This window comes from Sphingomonas benefaciens, assembly GCF_052907485.1.
In genome coordinates this window covers 224,568-243,386 of record NZ_JBREIC010000004.1, presented here as the reverse complement: position 1 = coordinate 243,386, position 18,819 = coordinate 224,568, and the positions used below count along the sequence as shown (strand labels likewise).

Annotated in this window: 14 protein-coding genes; 7 read left to right on the top strand and 7 right to left on the bottom strand. The window is 67.7% G+C overall.

Annotated features, from left to right (window positions below; all coding sequences use genetic code 11):
• The first annotated feature begins 20 nt into the window (after positions 1–20).
• The 3 genes from ACU5AX_RS14540 (at position 21) to ACU5AX_RS14530 (ending at position 3,926) form a co-directional block, all read left to right on the top strand.
• Positions 21–1,004, top strand: a complete 984-nt coding sequence (locus ACU5AX_RS14540) for a ferritin-like domain-containing protein (RefSeq protein ID WP_446691525.1) — start codon at positions 21–23, stop codon at positions 1,002–1,004.
• Positions 1,005–1,042: 38 nt separating this feature from the next.
• The gene (locus ACU5AX_RS14535; RefSeq protein WP_446691524.1) at positions 1,043–1,894 is read left to right on the top strand and encodes an outer membrane protein; all 852 of its coding nucleotides are present in this window, start codon (positions 1,043–1,045) and stop codon (positions 1,892–1,894) included.
• 283 nt (positions 1,895–2,177) lie between these two features.
• The gene (locus ACU5AX_RS14530) at positions 2,178–3,926 is read left to right on the top strand and encodes a pectate lyase-like domain-containing protein (RefSeq protein ID WP_446691523.1); all 1,749 of its coding nucleotides are present in this window, start codon (positions 2,178–2,180) and stop codon (positions 3,924–3,926) included.
• Positions 3,927–3,941: 15 nt separating this feature from the next.
• On the opposite strand, the gene ACU5AX_RS14525 is transcribed toward ACU5AX_RS14530, so the two are convergent.
• From ACU5AX_RS14525 to ACU5AX_RS14500, 6 genes are all read right to left on the bottom strand, one after another.
• Entirely contained in the window at positions 3,942–4,613 is a 672-nt protein-coding gene (locus tag ACU5AX_RS14525; RefSeq protein ID WP_446691522.1) for a DUF6445 family protein, read from the bottom strand.
• Complete coding sequence (locus tag ACU5AX_RS14520) at positions 4,610–5,662, bottom strand: LacI family DNA-binding transcriptional regulator (RefSeq protein WP_198354675.1); 1,053 nt, start codon at positions 5,660–5,662, stop codon at positions 4,610–4,612. Before ACU5AX_RS14520 ends, ACU5AX_RS14525 begins: the two co-directional genes overlap by 4 nt.
• Positions 5,662–7,155, bottom strand: a complete 1,494-nt coding sequence (locus ACU5AX_RS14515) for a tryptophan halogenase family protein (RefSeq protein WP_446691521.1) — start codon at positions 7,153–7,155, stop codon at positions 5,662–5,664. Before ACU5AX_RS14515 ends, ACU5AX_RS14520 begins: the two co-directional genes overlap by 1 nt.
• Positions 7,152–8,183, bottom strand: coding sequence for a cupin-like domain-containing protein (locus ACU5AX_RS14510; RefSeq protein WP_446691520.1), 1,032 nt, complete (start codon positions 8,181–8,183; stop codon positions 7,152–7,154). Before ACU5AX_RS14510 ends, ACU5AX_RS14515 begins: the two co-directional genes overlap by 4 nt.
• Positions 8,176–8,898 carry a SapC family protein gene (locus tag ACU5AX_RS14505; protein ID WP_446691519.1) on the bottom strand — a complete coding sequence of 241 codons (723 nt, stop codon included), beginning with the start codon at positions 8,896–8,898 and terminating at the stop codon, positions 8,176–8,178. The genes ACU5AX_RS14510 and ACU5AX_RS14505 overlap by 8 nt, the downstream gene beginning before the upstream one ends.
• 111 nt (positions 8,899–9,009) lie before the next feature.
• On the bottom strand, positions 9,010–12,054 hold the full coding sequence (locus tag ACU5AX_RS14500; protein ID WP_446691518.1) for a TonB-dependent receptor: 3,045 nt from the start codon (positions 12,052–12,054) through the stop codon (positions 9,010–9,012).
• A 193-nt stretch (positions 12,055–12,247) separates the two neighbouring features.
• Between ACU5AX_RS14500 and ACU5AX_RS14495 the strand changes: the two genes are divergently transcribed.
• Positions 12,248–14,515: a beta-glucosidase gene (locus tag ACU5AX_RS14495; RefSeq protein WP_446691517.1), complete on the top strand. Its 2,268-nt coding sequence runs from the start codon at positions 12,248–12,250 to the stop codon at positions 14,513–14,515.
• A 120-nt stretch (positions 14,516–14,635) separates the two neighbouring features.
• Complete coding sequence (locus ACU5AX_RS14490; protein WP_446691516.1) at positions 14,636–15,781, top strand: MFS transporter; 1,146 nt, start codon at positions 14,636–14,638, stop codon at positions 15,779–15,781.
• Positions 15,782–15,802: 21 nt separating this feature from the next.
• Here the strand turns inward: ACU5AX_RS14490 and ACU5AX_RS14485 are convergent, their stop codons facing one another.
• Positions 15,803–17,272, bottom strand: a complete 1,470-nt coding sequence (locus ACU5AX_RS14485) for an aminotransferase class I/II-fold pyridoxal phosphate-dependent enzyme (protein ID WP_446691515.1) — start codon at positions 17,270–17,272, stop codon at positions 15,803–15,805.
• Positions 17,273–17,476: 204 nt separating this feature from the next.
• Between ACU5AX_RS14485 and gntA the strand changes: the two genes are divergently transcribed.
• Positions 17,477–18,175 carry a guanitoxin biosynthesis heme-dependent pre-guanitoxin N-hydroxylase GntA gene (gene gntA, locus ACU5AX_RS14480; RefSeq protein WP_446691514.1) on the top strand — a complete coding sequence of 233 codons (699 nt, stop codon included), beginning with the start codon at positions 17,477–17,479 and terminating at the stop codon, positions 18,173–18,175.
• Positions 18,176–18,180: 5 nt separating this feature from the next.
• The gene (locus ACU5AX_RS14475; protein WP_446691513.1) at positions 18,181–18,795 is read left to right on the top strand and encodes a DUF1989 domain-containing protein; all 615 of its coding nucleotides are present in this window, start codon (positions 18,181–18,183) and stop codon (positions 18,793–18,795) included.
• Positions 18,796–18,819 lie beyond the last annotated feature (24 nt).

The window sequence follows — 18,819 nt, the reverse complement described above, 5'->3', positions numbered from 1 at the left end:
GCATCCCAGGGAGACAGACGATGCACGACAATCAGGTCCTGACCGAAGTCCTCGCCGCGGCCGAACAGCGCCGCCACCACCGCCGCGCGTTCCTGCGCACCGCCGGCGCCGCCGCCGCGACCGCCGGTGTCGCCGGGCTGCTCGCGAGCTGCAAGGACGACAACAACAACGCCTATCAGCCGACGCCATTCCCGACTCCCACGCCGACCGTGTCCGACGCCGACGTGCTCAACTTCGCGCTCAACCTCGAATATCTCGAGGCGCAATTCTATTCGTTCGCCGCCACGGGAGCGGGCCTGCCGAACTCGCAGCTCAGCGGCACTGGAACGCAGGGGACCGTCACCGGCGGAAAGTTGGTCGCGTTCAGCGACCAGACGGTCGCGCAATACGCCCGGGAGATCGCGGCCGACGAAGCAGCGCACGTCGCCTTCCTGCGAAGCGCGCTCGGCTCGTCGGCGGTGGCGATGCCGTCGATCAACATCGACGGCGGCGCGTCGGGCGCCTTTACCGCCGCGGCACGCGCCGCCGGCGTGGTCGGCAGCACGGGGACATTCGATCCCTACGCCTCCGATGAAAATTTCCTGCTCGGCGCCTTCATCTTCGAGGACGTCGGCGTCACCGCCTACAAGGGCTCAATCGCCTCGATCAACAACAAGACCTATGTCGAGGCGGCGGCCGGTATCCATGCGGCGGAAGCCTATCACGCCGGCCTGGTCCGCACGCTGCTGTACGCCAAGGGTCTGCAGACGCCGACATTGCGCACCGCCGCCGGGCAAATCTCGGACGCGCGCGACAGCCTGGATGGATCGACCGACCTCGACCAGGGGATCGTAGGCGATAGCACGACGTCGAACATCGTGCCGACGGACAGCAACGGCATCTGCTTCAGCCGGACGCCAGGCCAGGTGCTCAACATCGTCTATCTCACCGCATCGTCGACGACGAGCGGCGGCTTCTTTCCGTCGGGCGTCAACGGTACCGTGCGACAGAGCTCGGGCGTCTGAGCGGTTCTTCTTCGTTGCTGTCTACAGGGAGTTACGACATGCACACCAAGTTCCTCGGCCTGATCCCGGCCGCAGTCCTGGCGGCGATGGCGGCATCGCCCGCCGCCGCGCAGGACATGAGCGCCGACCCGGAGCCGTACAACGGCGTCTATATCGGCGCGGCGGGCGGTTATGATGTCCAGCCCAATCCGGTGGGGGCGCGGCTGCTGTTCGACCGCAACCTCGACGGTCGCTTCGGTGACACCGTGGTCACCGCCGGCAACACCAACGCCTTTGCACCGGGCTTCTGCAACGGTGCGGCACGCGGTGCGACGCCGGCAGCCGGCGGCTGCCGCAACGACAAGGACGGTTGGGCCTATTACGGGCGGATCGGTGCCGACACCCAGCGCGGCCACGTCGTGGTCGGCTTCGTCGGCGAATTCGGCAAGTCGGAGATCACAGACAGCACCAGCGGCTATTCGAGCACACCGGCCAGCTACGTGCTGACCCGCGATGTCGATTACGAGGCGTCGATCCGCGGGCGCGCCGGCCTCGCCTTCGGCACGACGCTATTCTACGGCACGACCGGTGCCGGCTATGCCAAGATCAACCATAGCTTCACGACCACCAACACCGCCAACGCCTTCGCGCTTTCGGGCGACGACACCAAGTTCGGCTTCCTGGCCGGTGGCGGTATCGAACAGCAGATCGGCCGCCATTTCTCGATCGGCCTCGAATATATGTACCACCGCTACAACGATAACGACTTCCGCGTCCGCGTGACCCAGGGGTCGGCGGCAGCCACCAACCCCTTCGTGCTCACTCCCAATACGGCTGGCACGGACATCATCCGGTCTGACAACATCTTCCGCTGGCACAGCATGCGCGCGACGGCGGCGTTCCGCTTCTAATTGTCTACCGATGCGGCCGCGTCGTGTCTTTCCGCGAATGGGAAGATGCGACGCGGTCGATCGACAACGATCGTCGCGGACGCGTCGCTGATCCCCCGCATCGGGATCGGCAGTGCATACGGCACCATGCGGTGCCGGGCCGAGAGCCTGCGAGCTCCTAAAGTGTCTCGTGCCCCAGCGCCTTGGCCGCAGCGCCTGCTTCGCGCGCTCAGTTATTCATACGAAACAGTTGCCTAACCTGTCACGCCGCGCGATGCGCTGGTCAAAAGCAGGAGAGGGTAGGATGCAGCCAGTGACGCGCCGCGACATGGTCGCCGGCATGGCGGCGATCGGGATCGGCGCGATCGGCAAGCCCGCGCTGGCGATGACCGCCAACGATCCGGACCTTGGGCCGAACGTCCTGATCGTCGATCCCGGCGCGCCGGACGCGCCGGCGACGATCGCCCGCTGGTTCGGCGAGCAGGAGCGCGCGCATTTCACCGACCAGCGCTGCGCGATCCTGCTGAAGCCGGGACGCCATCGCCTCGACATCAACGTCGGTTTCTTCACACAGGTCGCCGGGCTGGGCGTCACGCCTGGCGACGTGACCGTGACCGGTCACGTCCATGCCGAGGCGGATTGGGCGAACGGCATGGCGCTGGTCAATTTCTGGCGCGGCGCGGAAAATCTGACGGTGCGACCGCCCGACGGCGCCGATCGCTGGGCAGTGTCGCAGGCCGCGCCCTATCGCCGCATCCATCTCGCCGGCGATCTGGCATTGGATGACGGCGGTTGGTCGAGCGGCGGCTTCATGGCGGACTGTCGCGTCGACGGCACGATCCGGTCCGGCACCCAGCAGCAATGGTTCACCCGCAACAGCCGTATCGGCGGCTGGCAGGGGGCGAATTGGAACATGATGTTCATGGGTGTGGCCGGCGCGCCGGCGACGAGCTTCCCCAAGCCGCCCTATACGACGCTGCCGTCCGTGCCGGTGATCCGGGAGAAGCCGTTCCTGTGCGTCGGTCCGGACGGCGCGTGGAGCCTCTTCGTCCCGGCGCTGCGCCATGATGCGGTGGGAGTGTCGTGGGACCGGGCACCCGCCGGCCGGAACGTGCCGCTGCGCGACGTGCTGATCGCCGATCCGGCGACCCCGGTGGCGGCGATCAACCGCGCGCTTGCCGCGGGGCGCCATCTGCTGCTGACGCCGGGCGTCTACCGCCTGCGCGAGCCGCTGCGGGTGACCTGGGCCGATACGGTGGTGCTCGGCCTCGGGCTGGCGACGCTGCTGGTCGAGGGCGGCACCGCGGCGCTGACCGTCGCCGACGTGCCGGGGGTGACGATCGCCGGCCTATTGATTGATGCTGGGGCACAGAATTCGCCCGTGCTGGTGCAGATCGGGCCGCGCGGCGCAGACGGCGATCACCGCGACCATCCGACCTTGCTCGCCGACCTCTTCTTTCGTGTCGGCGGTGCCGCGGTCGGCAATGCCGGCACCTGCCTGGAGATCAACAGCCACCATGTCATCGGCGACCATCTGTGGATCTGGCGCGCCGATCATGGCGATCGCGACAACGGGCGCGTCCACGTCGGCTGGGACGAGAGCCGGGCGACGCACGGCCTGGTCGTCAATGGCGATCACGTTACCTGCTACGGGCTGTTCGTCGAGCATTTCCAGGGCTGGCAGACGCTGTGGAACGGCGAGGACGGGCGGACCTTCTTCTACCAGAACGAACTGCCCTACGATCCGCCGAGCCAGCGCGCCTGGCGCGCGGATTCCCCGCGCGGGTGGGCGGCGTACAAGGTCGCCGATCACGTCCGCCGGCACGAGGCGGTGGGAATGGGCGTCTACGCCAACTTCACCGCCGATCCGTCGATCGTCCTCGCCAGCGCGGTCGAAGTACCCGACACGCCTGGCGTGCGCGTGTCCGATGTGACGACCATTTCCCTTGGCGGCGGAAAAGGGACGATCGCGCATCCGGTCAACGGGGCAGGGGCAGCCGCAAGGCCGGGCAGCATCCGCCAGACGCTGGTCCGCTACGGCGGGGGGGCATAGGCCCGGCGGGCGCGGTCAGCCGATCGACAGGAAGGCGGTGACGGTCAGGCGCCCGATGGCGGGATCGGATGACAGGATCGCATCTGGCGCGATCGCGCCGCTGTGCAGGAGCTGGCTGCGGTAGAGGATGGCGCGGTTGTAGCGTGCCTCCGCCATGCCGATCCGCTCGAACAACGGCGTGTCGCCGAGGATGTAGCCCTCCGGCGGGGCGGCGGCGACTTCCCCCTGCAACCGATCGAAGAATGCAGGGGCGCGAGCGTCGTCGATCGTCTCGAAGCCGGTGGCGCGATGGCGGAAGAAGGCGGTGCCGTCGCGATGCGCGGGGGAGAGATAATGGACCATCGCCACCCGATCCCGGCCATAGGCGTCGACGTGCGGCACGCGCTGGCGGACGTCGAGGGCATCAGGCCGGGCGGTGACGATCGAGAAGCTGGCATCGATCACGCCGATCTGGCGGTGCGGTCCGAAGCGGCGGCCGAGCGCCTGCGCGATGACCGGGAAATGATCGCGGAAGTAGCTCTCGGGCAACGGCGCGCGCACGCCGGGGTAAAAGTGGCCGGCGGCTTCGAACGTGGCGGCCGCGGCGGCCTGCCGCAGGTCGTCGGGATCGGCGGCGAAGTCGTCGATCACGACCAGTGGCTCGCCTTCCTGCCCCAGCCGCTGCGCGAGGATGGTCGGGCGGGTCACGCCGGTGATCGGGGGGCGCCGGTCGAAGCGCGAACCGCGAGCGTCGCCGGCACGATGATCGGTTCGGCGACATCGCCCGACTGATCGCCGATCACCTGCTCCACTGCGCGCGCGGTGACCTCGGCGATCGGCTGGACGATCGCGGTCAACGGCGGGTGGACGAAGCGGACGATCGGCGTGTCGTCGAAGCAGAGGATCGACAGGTCGCCCGGCACGTCGAGCCCGCGCTCGCGTGCCAGCTCCAGCGTCGCCAGCGTCATCTGGTCGCTGCAGGCGATGATCGCGGTCGGCGGCACCGCGCTGCCGAGCAAGGCCGCCGCCGCTGCCCGACCCGATGCGAAACCGAAGTCGCCGGCGGCGAGCAGGCCGTCGGTCGGTAACCCGGCGTCCACCATCGTCGTCCGCCAGCCATCGGTGCGCCAGCCGCTCAGCTCATATTCGTCGGGACCGGCGATGAAGCCAATGCGGCGATGGCCGAGCGCGATCAGATGCTCGGTGGCGATGCGCGCTGCGCCCGCTTCATCCATCGCGACGGCGAAGCCGGGGCCGGCGTTGCGCGATCCGATCCGCGCGAAGGCGATGCGATGTTCCTCGAGCAGGCGCGTGATCAGCGGGTTCTCGGAATGCGGCGGGGTCAGGATGACGCCGTCGGGCTGGATCGCGGCGATCGCGGCGAGCAGTTCGCGCTCGATATGGTCGCTGTGTGTGTCGACCAATTCGACGATCATGCGATAGCCGTGTTCGGCACAGGTCAGCATGCCGCCGAGCAGCATCTGGTCGACCCAGTCGGTGCCCTGGCGGTCGCGCCAGCCGGCGATGGTTCGCTCGCGGTCGTTGAGCGCGACGATCAGATAGGACCGCGAGCCCGCCATCCGCTGCGCCGCGATCGACGGGACATAGCCGAGGCGTGCGATCGAGTCCTGCACCCGCGCCATCATCTCGGGCCGGACGTTCGGCTCCTTGTTGATGACGCGGCTGACCGTCTGCAACGACACGCCAGCGTCCGCCGCGACGTGGCGGATGGTCACCGCTTGTCGACGCCGCGCCATCAGGCGGGCGGCGCGCCGCAATAGCGCGCGACATAGTCGCCGTGCGCGGGCAGGCCGCGTACCGTCGATGTGACACCCTGGCGCAGGCCGGACAGGAAACGGGCCAGTTCCTCGTCGGGCAGCTTGGCGGCGATCGGGTGTCGCGCGGCCGGGGTGATACCCTGGCCGAGCATCACCTGGATCCAGCTGTTCTCCGCGAACAGTTCGTCGTTGCGGCGGAAGACGCGGCCGGTCTCGCGGAACAGGCCGATCTTCTGCGCCAGGCTGGCGGGAATCTCCATCGCCGCACACTGCCGCCAGAACGGCGAGTCTCGCCGCTCGGTGACCTTGTAGTGAAGGATCAGGAAGTCGCGGATCTGATCCATGTCGGTCAGTTGCTGGTCGTTGAATTCGGCGACGTCATGCGGCGAGATCGGCCCGGCCGCCGGCAGCAGCCGGATCAGGCGCAGGATCGCGCGCTGGATCAGGTGGATGCTGGTCGATTCCAACGGCTCCATGAAGCCGCCTGCCAGGCCGATGGCGACGCAATTGCGATGCCACTGTTTGCGCCGCGCCCCGGTGACGAAGCGCAGCATGTTGGGCTCGGTCAGCACCTTGCCCTCGACATTGCCGAGCAGTCGGTCGAGTGCCGCATCGCGCGACAGGTAGCGGCTGCAATAGACGATGCCGTTGCCGACGCGATGCTGCAGCGGGATTCGCCATTGCCAGCCGGCATCGTGCGCCATGGCGCGGGTATAGGGAACCGGCGGCCGCACGCTCTCGGTCTGCACCGCGATCGCGCTGTCGCACGGCAGCCAGTGCGTCCAGTCGTCATAACCGACGTGCAGCGCCTGCTCGATCAGCAGCGCGCGGAAGCCGGTGCAGTCGAGGAATAGGTCGCCCTCGACCCGTTGCCCGTCCTCCAGCACCAGCGCGGCGATGTCGCCACTCTCGCCATCGAGGTCGACGCGAGCGATCTTGCCTTCGATGCGGCGCGCCCCGTCGCCCTCTGCCATGCGGCGGAGGAAGCGGCCGTAGAGGGTAGAGTCGAGCTGATAGGCGTAGCTCATCCGGTCGTCGGGCAGATGGGCGAATTTGTTCTCGCGCGCCGCGATCAGCTCCAGGCAGTAATCGTCATAGGATTGGTCGTGACCACGCGCGCGTCCCTCCAGCCAGAAATGCTGGAAGCCGGCCGCCCAATGGTCTTTGCCGGTCAGGCCGAAGGCATGGAAGTAGCTGTGGTTCGGACCTTTCCAGCCGTCGAACTGGATGCCCAGCTTGAACGTCGCCTGGGTCGCCGCCATGAATTCGGTTTCATTGATCCCCAGCAGCCGGTTGAAGGTGATCAGCGGCGGGATCGTCGATTCGCCGACGCCGACCGTGCCGATCGCGTCGGATTCGACCAAGGTGACGGTAGCAGTGCGGCCGAGCGTCCGGGTCAGCGCCGCGGCGGTCATCCAGCCGGCGGTGCCGCCGCCGGCGACAATGATGCGACGCGGTGTCACGGTGGTCATCGGCTGAGCGCCCGCAACAGATAGCCGCGCAGCCGGCTCGCCAATTCGGGCGTCATCGGGTCGAGCACGCCGCGGCCGCCTTCGGGCACATGGGCGGTGACCTGATCGTCGTTTTGGAAGACGTAATAATCGAACATGTCCCGCCAATGCGCCTTCTGATCGGGAGGGAGGTCGCGGATCGCCATCAGCGCGTGATTGAGCGCCTCCTGCGGCTGACCGAGCCAGCGCGGCGTCTCGCGCCACCAGTAATTGACCAGCACGTTGAAGTCCTCCAGCCCTTCGACGTGGTGCCACCACAGCGCCGGGATGTAGAGCGCGTCGCCGGGCGCCATCTCTACCGTCTGGCCATGCGCCATCGCCTCGGCAAAGCGCGGGTGGCGTTCGAGGTCCGGTGCGTGGAAGTCGACCATGCTGATCGCCCGGCCCGCCGGCGTGTTGTCGACCGGGCCGAGGTAGAGGTTGCGGAACTGTTCGCGCGGGAACAGCGTGAAACGGCGCCGGCCGGCGGCGACCACGGCGAGGTTGTTGGGCACGTCGTTGTGCGCGGCGATGCGCGTGCGCGTGCCGATCCAGATGCTGGCCAGCGGTTCGCGATCAGCAAGGTCGATGTGGTTGGCGGCGTGCAGGCCGTCGAAGAACTGGTGCACGTCGATCGAGGCGAGATAGACGGTCGGCGCCTGCGGCTGCCCGGCGAAGGCCGCCATCCGCGCGAAGATTTCCGGGAGCTTCGCGTCGAAGGTGCGGAAGTTCATCGCCATCGCATCGTCGTAGAACAGCCGGCCGCCGCTGCCCGGCTGGCCAACCGAGACGGTGAACGGCCGGTCGCGGTGGTGGCGCAGCAGATAGTCGCGCGCGGCGTCGGCGGACTGCAGGCCAGCCTTCACCAGCGGCCAATCCGCGGCGAGGCCGCGGATCACGAACGGCGTTTCCGCGCCACGCAACCGGGCGTCGAGCGCGGCAGCGTCGGCGACCTGCTCCTCCGGCACCCGGGCCAAGCCCGCGAGCGGACCCGGATCGGCCTCAGCCACGCGCCAGCCGCCGGTTCCGACGCGCGACGAGATCGCCGAGATGAGCGAGCGATGCGATCGCCATATAGATCGGCAGCAAATGCTCGTTGGCATTGAGCTCTGCCAGTGCCGCGCCGTCGAGTTCCGCGAGGCGGTCCTCGTCGATGATGTGGAAGCCGACCAAGCGGTTGGTCGAACCGTCGTCCAGCGTGACTTCCAGCGTGAAGGGTTCGAGCAGATCGTGGCGTTGCAGCGCCGCGAAGAAATCGGCCGAACCGCGATATCCCTCGTCGAGCGCGCCGAGCTGTTCGGCGATACGCTCCAGATAGGGCGTCGGCTGGCCCATTTCGTCGAACACGCGGATGCCGGCGTCACCGGCGGCGATGCGTGGCGAGGCGAGGTCGACATGGACCTGCTTGGCATCGTCGTCATCGGGACCACCACCGATCAGGAACGGCTGGATGTCCATCGCCAGCGGCCGGTAGCGTGCGTCCCAGCGCCCGCCGTCCAAGTAAAGGTTCTCGCCATTCTCGAAGCCGAACATGGCGAGCGCAGTGAAGCGGTCGCGGGTATCGTTGAGGCGGAAGAGGATCGGATATTCGCTCTGCACCGCGCGGAATTCGCTCGGCACGGTGATGCAGCACATCTGCGCATCGCCAAGGGCGGCGTCACGCTCGGTCAGAATGCGCAGGTCGCGATGCGCCTCGGCGGTCAGGATCGCGTGCTGGCTGGTCATCGATAGTCTCGTCAATGGGCACCCGCGAAGGGCATGACTGCAAGGCCTGCCGTTCCCGGGAAGAAAAAGCCAGCCTTCTCTGACGAGAAGGCTGGCAGGCCGTCGGGGGACTTAGAAGGTGAGGCGCACGCCGGCCGAATAGCGGGCATCCTGCTTGTTGACGAAGTTGACGTTCCGGTCCGAACGCAGGTGGCCGCTGCGATCCTCGCCCAAGATGTTGATGCCCTCGACGAACACGGTCACCAGCGGCGTGATCGCATAGCTCGCGCTGCCGTCGAGCTGGCCGTACGTGTTGACGTAATAGGGGTTCGTGCCCGAGCCGGACAGATATCCCTTGCGCCAATTGTAGGCCGCGCGAGCGTTGATGCCATATTTGTCGAAGAACAAGACGGCGTTGGCGCTATCCGACAAACCGGTGATCGCGAACTGAGGGACGCTCGACGGCAACAGGTTGTTGTAGTCGCGATTGCCATTGACGATCGTGTAGTTGAGGATCGTGCCGAAGCCCGTGTTCCAGAAGTTGTGCTGGATCGCGAATTCGAAGCCGTTGACCGATGCCGTCTGATCGCTGTTGAACGGCGTCGTGATGACGAAATTGACCAGCGGATCGCCGGGTCCGGCTAGCAGCACGCCGTTCTTGCCGACATAGGCCGGGAAGTTGGTCTGATAGTAATTCTGGATGAAGGCGAAGGTGCCATCATAACCCGGCGCGTTGACGGCCGCCTGATAGCGCGGACCGTTGGTAGTCACGCCGTTGAACGTCGTGGTCGGCGAGGCGATGCCCGGAATGGTCGTGTTGATCTGGGTCGAGCCGATGTAGTTCGACACGTCCTTATGGAAGTAGCCGACGGAGATGTAGTCTTCCTTGCCGTAATACCATTCGGCCGACAGGTCGATGTTCTTGGACTTGTACGGGATCAGATTGGGGTTGCCGACCGATCCGGTGCCGCCACCGACGCGGAACAGCGTGTCGAGGCGACGGCCGCCCTGCAGGCTGCCGTAGTCGGCGCGGGTGATGGTGTGGCTGTACGACGCGCGCAACTTGACGTTCTCGATCGGCGTGATGTCGACGTCCACCGACGGCAACCAATTGTGGTAGCTGCCCTTGAACGTGGTGAAGCCGCTGCCCTGATACAGCACGTTGAATTCGTTCTGCGAATTCTGCTGGCCGCCGACCGGCGTCGGCACCAATGCGCTGGCCGAGACGTCCGTGTTCTCGTAACGGACGCCGGCGATGAAGTGACCGGGCCCGGCGAGTAGGTCGAACTTGCCGTTGAACTGGAAATACGGCGCGATCGTCTTTTCGCGGATGCGCGAGTCGGTCGTGTAGGGCAGCAGACACTGCAGGTTGCCGCCGCAGGTGCCATAGGCCTTGTCGGTCAGCGCAAGCGCGGTCGGCAGGTCGTAGGTGAAGAACGACTTGATGATGTTCGGGTCGTTCGATCCGCTGATGCCGGAGAAGGCGTCCGGGATGCTGGTCAGGTGGAAGATGTTGTCGGGCAGCAGCGCCGCCGCCGCCGCGCGCTGGGCCGGCGTGCTGCCGCCGGCGCCGCCCCAGGTGTCGTTCTGGAGCACGCTGTAGGCCGAGCGCACCTTGTTGTCGGTATATTCGAAGCCCCAGTCCAGGCTGTCCATGAAGCCCTGGTTGTGGTCGTAGTGGCCGCGAATCTGGACCTGGTTGATCTCGTCGCGGAAATAGGAATTGCGGAACGCATTGCCGGTCGGGACGATGTTCGCCGGGTTGAGTGCGTCGATGCCGGGATACATGGTGTACGACAGGACCGGCAGATCGTGATCGAAATTGATCGACTGGCTCTGGATGCCGAACACCGCCGCGCCGAACGAGTTGCTGTTGCCGTATGGGCTGTCGGGCTTCGACTCCGCGGTGGAGTGATGCGCGTCGAGCGTCATCGTCACGCCACCCGGCGCGTTCCAGGTCAGATTGCCGCCGAGCGACTTGTTCTCGCTGCGCGACGCCGTCTGCGACACGGAATAGGCAAGGTCCTTCGCCTCTGCCGCCGTGAACCGCTCGGTATAGAAGACCGGGCCGGCGACCGGACCGTTGGTCCAGGCGCTGACGGTGTCGTTATGGTTGTACCAAATGCCGACGCTGTTGTCGCGGGTGGAGATGGTGTTGCGGGAATAGGTGTAGTCAATCGTCGCGGTGAGGCTGTCGATCGGGCGGAATTGGAGCACGGCCTGGCCGTTGATGCGCTCGCGGCGACCATTGACGACGTCATAGCCGCCGTTCTGCGGCACCTGGTAGACGTCGGTCGCCTTGGGCCGGTTGGTGATGTTGGCGTAGCGCGGATCGCCCGGCTGGGCGAGCGAACCCCAATTATTCTCGTTGCCGAGATAGCCGTCGCGCCAGCCGATGTTGGCCGAATTGGCGCTGAAGTTGCGGCGCTGATAGGCACCGGTGACAAGGATGCCGATGCGGTCGTCGGCGAAGGTGTCGGAGAAGATGCCCGACACTTCCGGCGTGATGTCCTTGTGCCCGTTCTGCGACGTGTCGATCACGCCGCGGGCGGAGATCGAGCCGCGCAGGCCCACCTTGTCGAAGGGGCGGGGGGTGCGGATGTTGATCACCGAACCGATGCCGCCCGACGGCACGGTGGCGCGCCCGGACTTGTAGACTTCGAGCGAGGCGACGCCTTCCGACGCCAGATTGGCGAAGTCGAAGGAGCGCGACGACGGCGCGCTGTTGCCGTCGCCGATCGTCGACGTCGGCATCTGCCGGCCGTTGAGCGTGACGAGATTGTATTCCGGGCCGAAGCCGCGGACGGTGACGAACTGGCCTTCACCGCTCGAATTGCGGTCGATCGACACGCCGGTGATGCGCTGCAGCGATTCGGCGAGGTTGGTGTCCGGGAACTTGCCCATGTCCTCCGCGCTGATCGCGTCGACGATGCCCTGCGCGTTGCGCTTCAGGTCGATCGATTCGCGCAAGGAAGCCCGGATGCCGGTGACGACGATGTCGCCATCGCCCTGGCCGACGTCGCCGCTGGCCGACGGGACCGGATCGGTCTGCGCGGGGCCCGGCTGGCCCATCGTGGCGGCGGCGTCCTGCGCCGCAGCGGCGGCCGGCATGATAAAGGCGGCGGTGGAAACGCCGATGGCAAAACGCGAAAGCAGGCGAGCACGAACGCTACGCATGGATATCCTCCCCAATGACGAACGACGCGGTTGGACCGCGCTTCTTGAGAACGTTCACTTGTGCCAAGTCGCGAAGCCTGTCAAGCGAGCCTAAGCATTGAAAAGCAGCGGTTGTGAACGTTCACCCGATATGCTTGTCTATTTGCGAAGGATCGTGGCCCGAAGGACACACACAGGGCCAAGGGGAGGACCTATGACGACGACTCACATCGCCCGTTGGGCATCGCTGGCAGCGCTGGCGATCGCGATCGGCGGCACCGCCACCGCCCGGCCGCCACAGGCGAATCGCGCCGCGCCGGCGGCCAAGGGCAGCGACGCGCGCGCCCGCGCCGATGCCCTGGTCGCGCGGATGACACTGGATGAGAAGATCGCGCTGCTGCACGGCCTGTTCCCGCCGATGGCGGCGGGCAAGACCAGCAACGAGCTGATCCCGTCCGCCGGCCATATCGACGGCCTCGCCCGTCCCGGCATTCCGCTGGTGCGCGAAAGCGACGCGTCGCTCGGCGTCGCCAATCAGGTCGAGCAGCGCAAGGGCGATGTCGCCACCGCCCTGCCGTCGAGCCTGGCGACCGCGGCCAGCTTCGATCCCGGAATCGCGCGCGCCGGCGGCACGATGATCGGCGCAGAGGCGCGCGACAAGCGTTTCAACGTGCTGCTTGCCGGCGGCGTTAATCTGACCCGCGATCCGTGGAACGGCCGCAATTTCGAATATCTCGGCGAGGATCCGCTGCTCGCCGGCACCTTGGCCGGCGCGCATATCGCGGGCGTCCAGTCGAACCGCATCGTCTCCACCGTCAAGCATTTCGCGCTGAACAGCCAGGAGACGGGGCGCATGGTCGTCGACGCCCGGATCGGCGAGGCCGACCTGCGGATGAGCGACCTGCTCGCCTTCGAGATTGCGATCGAGACCGGCCGGCCCGGCTCGGTGATGTGCGCCTACAACAAGGTCAACGGCGACTGGGCGTGCGAGAACAAGCATCTGCTCACCGACGTGCTGAAGCGCGACTGGGGCTATCGCGGCTGGGTGATGAGCGACTGGGGCGCGGTCCATTCCACCGCCAAGGCCGCCAATGCCGGCCTCGACCAGCAATCGGGGCAGGAACTCGACAAGGCGCTGTACTTCGCCGAGCCGCTGAAGGCCGCGGTGGAAAAGGGCCAGGTGCCGATGGCGCGGATCGACGACATGGCGGCGCGGTACCTGACCGGGCTGATCGAGACCGGCGCGTTCAACGACGCGGTGCCGGCCAAGGCGGCGACCCCCGACTATGCCGCGCATGCCGAGGTCGCGCAGCGTGCCGCGGAGGCGGGCATCGTCCTGCTCAAGAACGACGGCGAACTGCTGCCGATCGCGCGGACGGCGAAGCGGATCGTGGTGATCGGCGGCAATGCCGATGTCGGCGTGCTGTCCGGCGGCGGGTCGAGCCAGGTCCGCTCGGTCGGCGGCGCGCCGGTCGAGATCCCGCTCGCCACCGGCGGATCGGCGTCCTTCGCGCGCATCACCTATCATGCCTCGTCGCCGCTGCTCGCGCTGCGCAAGGCGCTGCCCGGCGTGCGGGTCGACTGGGTCGACGGGCGCAGCCTCAACGCCACGGTCGAGGCGGCGAAGAATGCCGACCTCGCCATCGTCTTCGCAACACAATGGACGACCGAGGCGGACGATGTGCCGAACCTCAACCTGCCCAACCAGCAGGACGCGCTGATCGCGGCGATCGCCGCGGCGCAGCCGCATACGGTGGCGGTGATGGAGACGGGCGGGCCGGTGCTGATGCCGTGGCTGGCCAAGGTGCCGGCGGTGGTTCAGGCCTGGTATCCCGGCCAGCGCGGCGGCGAGGCGATCGCCGCGATCCTGACCGGGCGGGTCAATCCGTCGGGCCGCCTGCCGATCACCTTCCCCGCCGACGCCTCGCAGCCGCCGCGTCCGCATCCGGTCGGGCTCGATCGGCTGAGCGGGCTGGAGGCGGCGGCCGCCGCAAATCCGGCGGCGGCATCGACCTATGTGTTGCAGAGCTTCCCCGTCGATTACGTCGAGGGCGCCGACGTCGGTTATCGCTGGTATGAGAAGAAGGGGCTGAAGCCGCTGTTTCCCTTCGGCCACGGCCTGTCCTACACGCATTTCGCCTATCGGAACCCGGTGGTGCGCGGCGGCCGGACGCTCAGCGTGACCTTCGACGTCACCAACACCGGCGATCGCGACGGCATCGACGTGCCGCAAATGTATGTCGGCCGTGAGGGCGGCGGCGCCCCGATGCGGCTCGGCGCCTTCACCCGTGTCGCGCTGAAGCGTGGCGAGACGCGGCGGATCACGCTGACCGCGGAACCGCGGATCGTCGCCGATTACGACACCAGGCTGCCCGGCTGGCGGATCGCGGCCGGCAGCTATCGTGTCGCGCTGGGACAGGATGCCGCCGACCGGACGATGATGGCGAGCGCGACGCTGACCGCGCAGACCTTCAAGCCCTGATCCGCCGCCGTACCGGCGAGCCCTGCGCCCGCGGGCGTTGCCGGGAATGGCAAAGCGGGGCAGGGGTGGGTGATGAGCAACGTTCGCTATCCACCTCGGTCACCGCGTTTTCTTGGCGCGGTGGCACTGGCCGACGCCGGCGGGGTGATCGCCTATCTGCCGCTGCTGACCTTGCTGCTGCCGATCAAGGTCGAGCGGCTGACCGGGGACGCGCGGATCGGCGTGTTCACCGCCACCGTCGTCGCCGGCGCCATCGCCGCCAGCCTGGCGAACGTCACCTTCGGCTGGCTGAGCGACCGGTCGTTCGCGCGCGGCCACGGCCGGCGCCGATGGATGGTCGCCGGGGTGATCGTCACCGCCGCGAGCTATGTCGGGATCGCCTTTGCCACCTCGCCGGTGGCGCTGGTCGCGGCGATCGCCGCCTTCCAGATCGCGGTCAACGTCCTGCTGGCGCCGATGATGGCGGCGATCGCCGAAGAGGTGCCGGATTCGCAGAAGGGCATCGTCGGCGGCCTGTTCGCCTTCGGCGGGCCGCTCGCTTCCGCCTTCTCCGCCCTGCTGCTCGGTCAGGTGTTCCTGTCGGAGGACATGCGGTTCGCCATCCTGCCGGTGGCGGTGGGGCTGTGCATCGCGCCGTTGCTGCTCTCACCGGCTCGCGTTTCGGTCGACCTCGACGCACCGCCCGGCGACGGGCCGCCGCCGCGCCGCGAACTGGTCGTCGCCGGGGTGGCGCGGCTGCTGGTGCAGATCGCGGCGGTCGTCACCCAGGCTTATCTGCTCTATTACTTCGAAAGCATCGTGCCGGCCTCCGGCCGCGCCGGGCTGCCGACGCGGATCGGCCATCTGCTGACGATCGCCCTGATCATCCCGCTGCCGGTGGCCCTGATCCTAGGACGGGTGTCGGACGTGACGCGGCGGCGCAAACCCGCGATCCTCGCCGCGGCCGCCACGGCCGCCGCCGGCTTGCTCGCCATGGCGCTGGCGCGCGACTGGACCGCCGGGGCGATCGCCTTCGTCGTCTACATGCTGGGTTCGGCGGTGTTCGTCGCGCTCAATGCTGGTATCGCCATGCAGCTGCTGCCCGATCCGCGCCGGCGCGGACGTGACCTCGGCCTGCTCAACCTGGCCAATACCGTGCCCTCGCTGCTCGGTCCGCCGCTCGCCTGGCTGTTCGCGACGCCGCAGGATTTCGGCGGCGTGATGGTGGCGCTGGCGGTGCTGGTCGCCGGCGGCGGGCTGACGATGATGCTGGTCGACGGACGCTAGGCCCTTCGCTCTTTCCCCAGATCAGCCCGGCGCGGCGACGACGCGGAGCCGACGCTGGTTCGGATCGATGGGGTCGAGGAAGAAGGCGCCGGCATCACGGTTGGCGATCAGCCAGGCGACGTGCGCCGGTTCGATCAGCTGTCCCGGGACGAGCCGCGGCACACCGGGCGGGGCAGGCGCGATCATCTCCGCGGCGATGTGTCCCGCAGCGGCCTCGATCGGCACGCTTTCGGCGGGACCGAACAGCGCGGCGGCGGGATCGTGGCGCATCGTCACCGATAGCGTGTCGATGCGCGGCAGGGACGACGGCAGGGGCGGCAAGCCACTGGTACCGGCGGCGATCTGTTGCGCCGCGTCGCGCAGCGCCTTGACCAGGGCGCGAACGTCGCGCGCCGGCGTGCCGGGGGCGAGCACCGCGAGCAGGTGACGCGCATCCGACAGGCCGACGCTGACCCGATGGTGTTGAACCAGCCAATCGTCGAGTGCATAGCCGCTGACGGTCCAGCCGGACACATCGATCAGCACCTTGGTCGGGTCGAGTTGGCTGTCGGCAGGCAGATCGCCCTCGCCGAAGACGCGCAGGCCGTCGATCGCCGCCAGCTGTCCGCGCAGCGCAAGCGCACGGTCGATCACGCTCTGCCACAGCGTCTCGCCGTGCAGAGCATGGTCGCGGCGCACCGCGTCGAGGCTGGCGAGGATCGGTACCGACGGACTGGTGGTCTGGAACAGCTCATAGGCCATCCACAGCCGCTGCAGATCGACGTGGCCGGTCTTGGCGAGGATCGCCGATCCTTGGGTCAGCGCGCCCATCGTCTTATGGATGCTGTACACGGCGATGTCGGCGCCCTTGGTCAGCGGATCGTGCGGCAGCGCTTCGCAGAAGGCGAAGGCGCCACCCCAGGCGGCGTCGCAGATCAGCGGGATGCCGCGCGCGTGGCACAGGTCGGCGAGCGCGGCGATGTCGCTGGTGACGCCATAATAGGTCGGCGAGACGACGACGAAGGCCTTGGCCTGTGGATGCGCATCGAGCGCGTCGGCGAGCGCGGCCGGCGTGACGCCATGCTCCACGTCCCAATGCGGATCGACCAGCACGGGGACGATCGCCGCATCCAGGCCCGCGGCCAGCGCATGGGCGCGCTCGGCCTTATGGACGTTGGCGGCGAACAGCACCGTGTCGCCGGGGCCGGCGACCGCGGCAAGTGCAGTGTGCAGGCTCTGGGTCGAGCCGCCAGTGACGAAGCGGCAGAAGTCCGCCTGCCAGGCCTCCGCCGCGATCTCGTGCGCGCGTTGCAGGACGTGGGCGCCCTCGGTTCGGTCATCGAGGCCCTTGGGCGTGATGACGTCGGCCGCGAACAGGCGCGCGCCGAGCAGCGCCTTCGCCTCCTTCGGTACCGCCTGGCCCTGATGATGGCCGGGTGCGCCGAAGCCGTGGATTGGGCGGCGCTCAAGCGCTTTGAGGGCGTCGAGCAGGGGGGCCTGATGCTGGTCCATCGCGAGCGATCCTTGTCGATAACCGGTCGCCGGGCGGCGGGCGGGGATCGCAGGTGGAGGGTCGCGTCGATCCGTCGCGCCCAACGTCCCGATCCGGGAAAGGGACTCCTATGTTTTTAACTTACCCGGCAAAATCAGGTTGATGCGGATCAACTTGGGCTGGAAACGCAGGAACGCCCATACTGCGCGGCTCGTTCGCTCGTCATGCTGTCATCCAAACCTTTATTCAGCTGGAGCGACCCCAGCGAGGCGGATGCGGGCCGCCTGTTGTCCGCCCATATCGCCGATCATGGTTTCCCCTGCGTCGGCGCCAAGGCGGCGTTGGCCAAGGGCACGCTCGACGTGCTCGGCGCGCGCGACATCGAAAGCGCCTGGGACGATCTGCGCATCCACGATCGGCTGCGCTGCTTCGCGGCGCGCTATCGCGCGGAGCCGACGCTGTTCCGCAGCCTTGCCGTGGTCTTCGCCGGCCCAGACGAACTGAGCGAGGAGGCGTTCGAGCGGGCGATCTGGCAACGCATCCAGTCGCTGTCGGACAAGGACGTGTGGCTGGGACAGACCTGGGACGAGCGGGTCAGCGCCGATCCCGACAGCCCGCATTTCTCGCTGTCGTTCGGTGGCGAGGCGTTCTTCGTCGTCGGCCTGCATCCGCGTGCCAGCCGGCCGGCGCGGCGTTTCGCGCGGCCGGCGATGATCTTCAACCTGCACGACCAGTTCGAGACGCTGCGCGCGCAGGGGCGGTACGAAACGATGCGCGAGAAGATCATGGTGCGCGACGAGATGCTCGCCGGCTCGCGCAACCCGATGCTGTCCCGGCATGGCGAGGCGAGCGAGGCGCGCCAATACAGCGGCCGGGCGGTGGACAGCGGCTGGCAATGCCCGTTTCGGTATTCGGGGCAATGACTCGCATGGCGGATGAGCCGGCGGTGGTCGAGATAGCGGAACGGAGCGGCGCGGGTTTCCGGCTGGGCAAGGGGCAGTCGCTGACCGTGATCGACCCGCGCGGCTGCCAGGTCGCCGATCTGCTCGCTTTCAACGCCGACGATCTCGGCGAGGTGATCTCGTCGGGGCGCACGCTGGACTATGCCGAGACGATCCGGTTGACCACCGGCCACTCGCTCTATTCGAACCGGTCGAACGTGATGCTCGACATCGTCGCCGACACGGTCGGGATGCACGACTTCCTGCTGACGCCGTGTTCCTATGCGACCTTCGATCATTTCTATCCCGAGCTGCCGCGCCACCGCGGCTGTTTCGGCAATCTGGCCGCGGCGCTGGCGCCGTTCGGAGTGGTGCCGGACCAGATCCCCGTCGCGTTCAATTGCTTCATGAACGTGCCGATCGACGGCGCGACGGGCACGCTGTCGGTGCTGCCGCCGATCAGCCGGGCGGGCGACCACATCCGCTTCGTGGCGCGGATGGACCTGATCGTCGGCCTGACCGCCTGTTCCGCGCCCGCCTCCAACGGCGGGTCGTTCAAGCCGATCCACTATCGCATCGACGACGTGCCGCCGGCCGATTGAACCTATCGCGCGCGCGGCGGTTCG

Excerpts from the sequence above, each read along its gene's own strand:
- ACU5AX_RS14520 (WP_198354675.1), bottom strand. The coding sequence starts at position 5,662 with ATGGCGCGGCGTCGACAAGCGGTGACCATCCGCCACGTCGCGGCGGAC.
- ACU5AX_RS14515 (WP_446691521.1), bottom strand. The coding sequence starts at position 7,155 with ATGACCACCGTGACACCGCGTCGCATCATTGTCGCCGGCGGCGGCACC.
- ACU5AX_RS14530 (WP_446691523.1), top strand. The coding sequence starts at position 2,178 with ATGCAGCCAGTGACGCGCCGCGACATGGTCGCCGGCATGGCGGCGATC.
- ACU5AX_RS14505 (WP_446691519.1), bottom strand. The coding sequence starts at position 8,898 with ATGACCAGCCAGCACGCGATCCTGACCGCCGAGGCGCATCGCGACCTG.
- ACU5AX_RS14485 (WP_446691515.1), bottom strand. The coding sequence starts at position 17,272 with ATGGACCAGCATCAGGCCCCCCTGCTCGACGCCCTCAAAGCGCTTGAG.
- ACU5AX_RS14500 (WP_446691518.1), bottom strand. The coding sequence starts at position 12,054 with ATGCGTAGCGTTCGTGCTCGCCTGCTTTCGCGTTTTGCCATCGGCGTT.
- ACU5AX_RS14495 (WP_446691517.1), top strand. The coding sequence starts at position 12,248 with ATGACGACGACTCACATCGCCCGTTGGGCATCGCTGGCAGCGCTGGCG.
- ACU5AX_RS14475 (WP_446691513.1), top strand. The coding sequence starts at position 18,181 with ATGGCGGATGAGCCGGCGGTGGTCGAGATAGCGGAACGGAGCGGCGCG.
- gntA (WP_446691514.1), top strand. The coding sequence starts at position 17,477 with ATGCTGTCATCCAAACCTTTATTCAGCTGGAGCGACCCCAGCGAGGCG.
- ACU5AX_RS14535 (WP_446691524.1), top strand. The coding sequence starts at position 1,043 with ATGCACACCAAGTTCCTCGGCCTGATCCCGGCCGCAGTCCTGGCGGCG.
- ACU5AX_RS14540 (WP_446691525.1), top strand. The coding sequence starts at position 21 with ATGCACGACAATCAGGTCCTGACCGAAGTCCTCGCCGCGGCCGAACAG.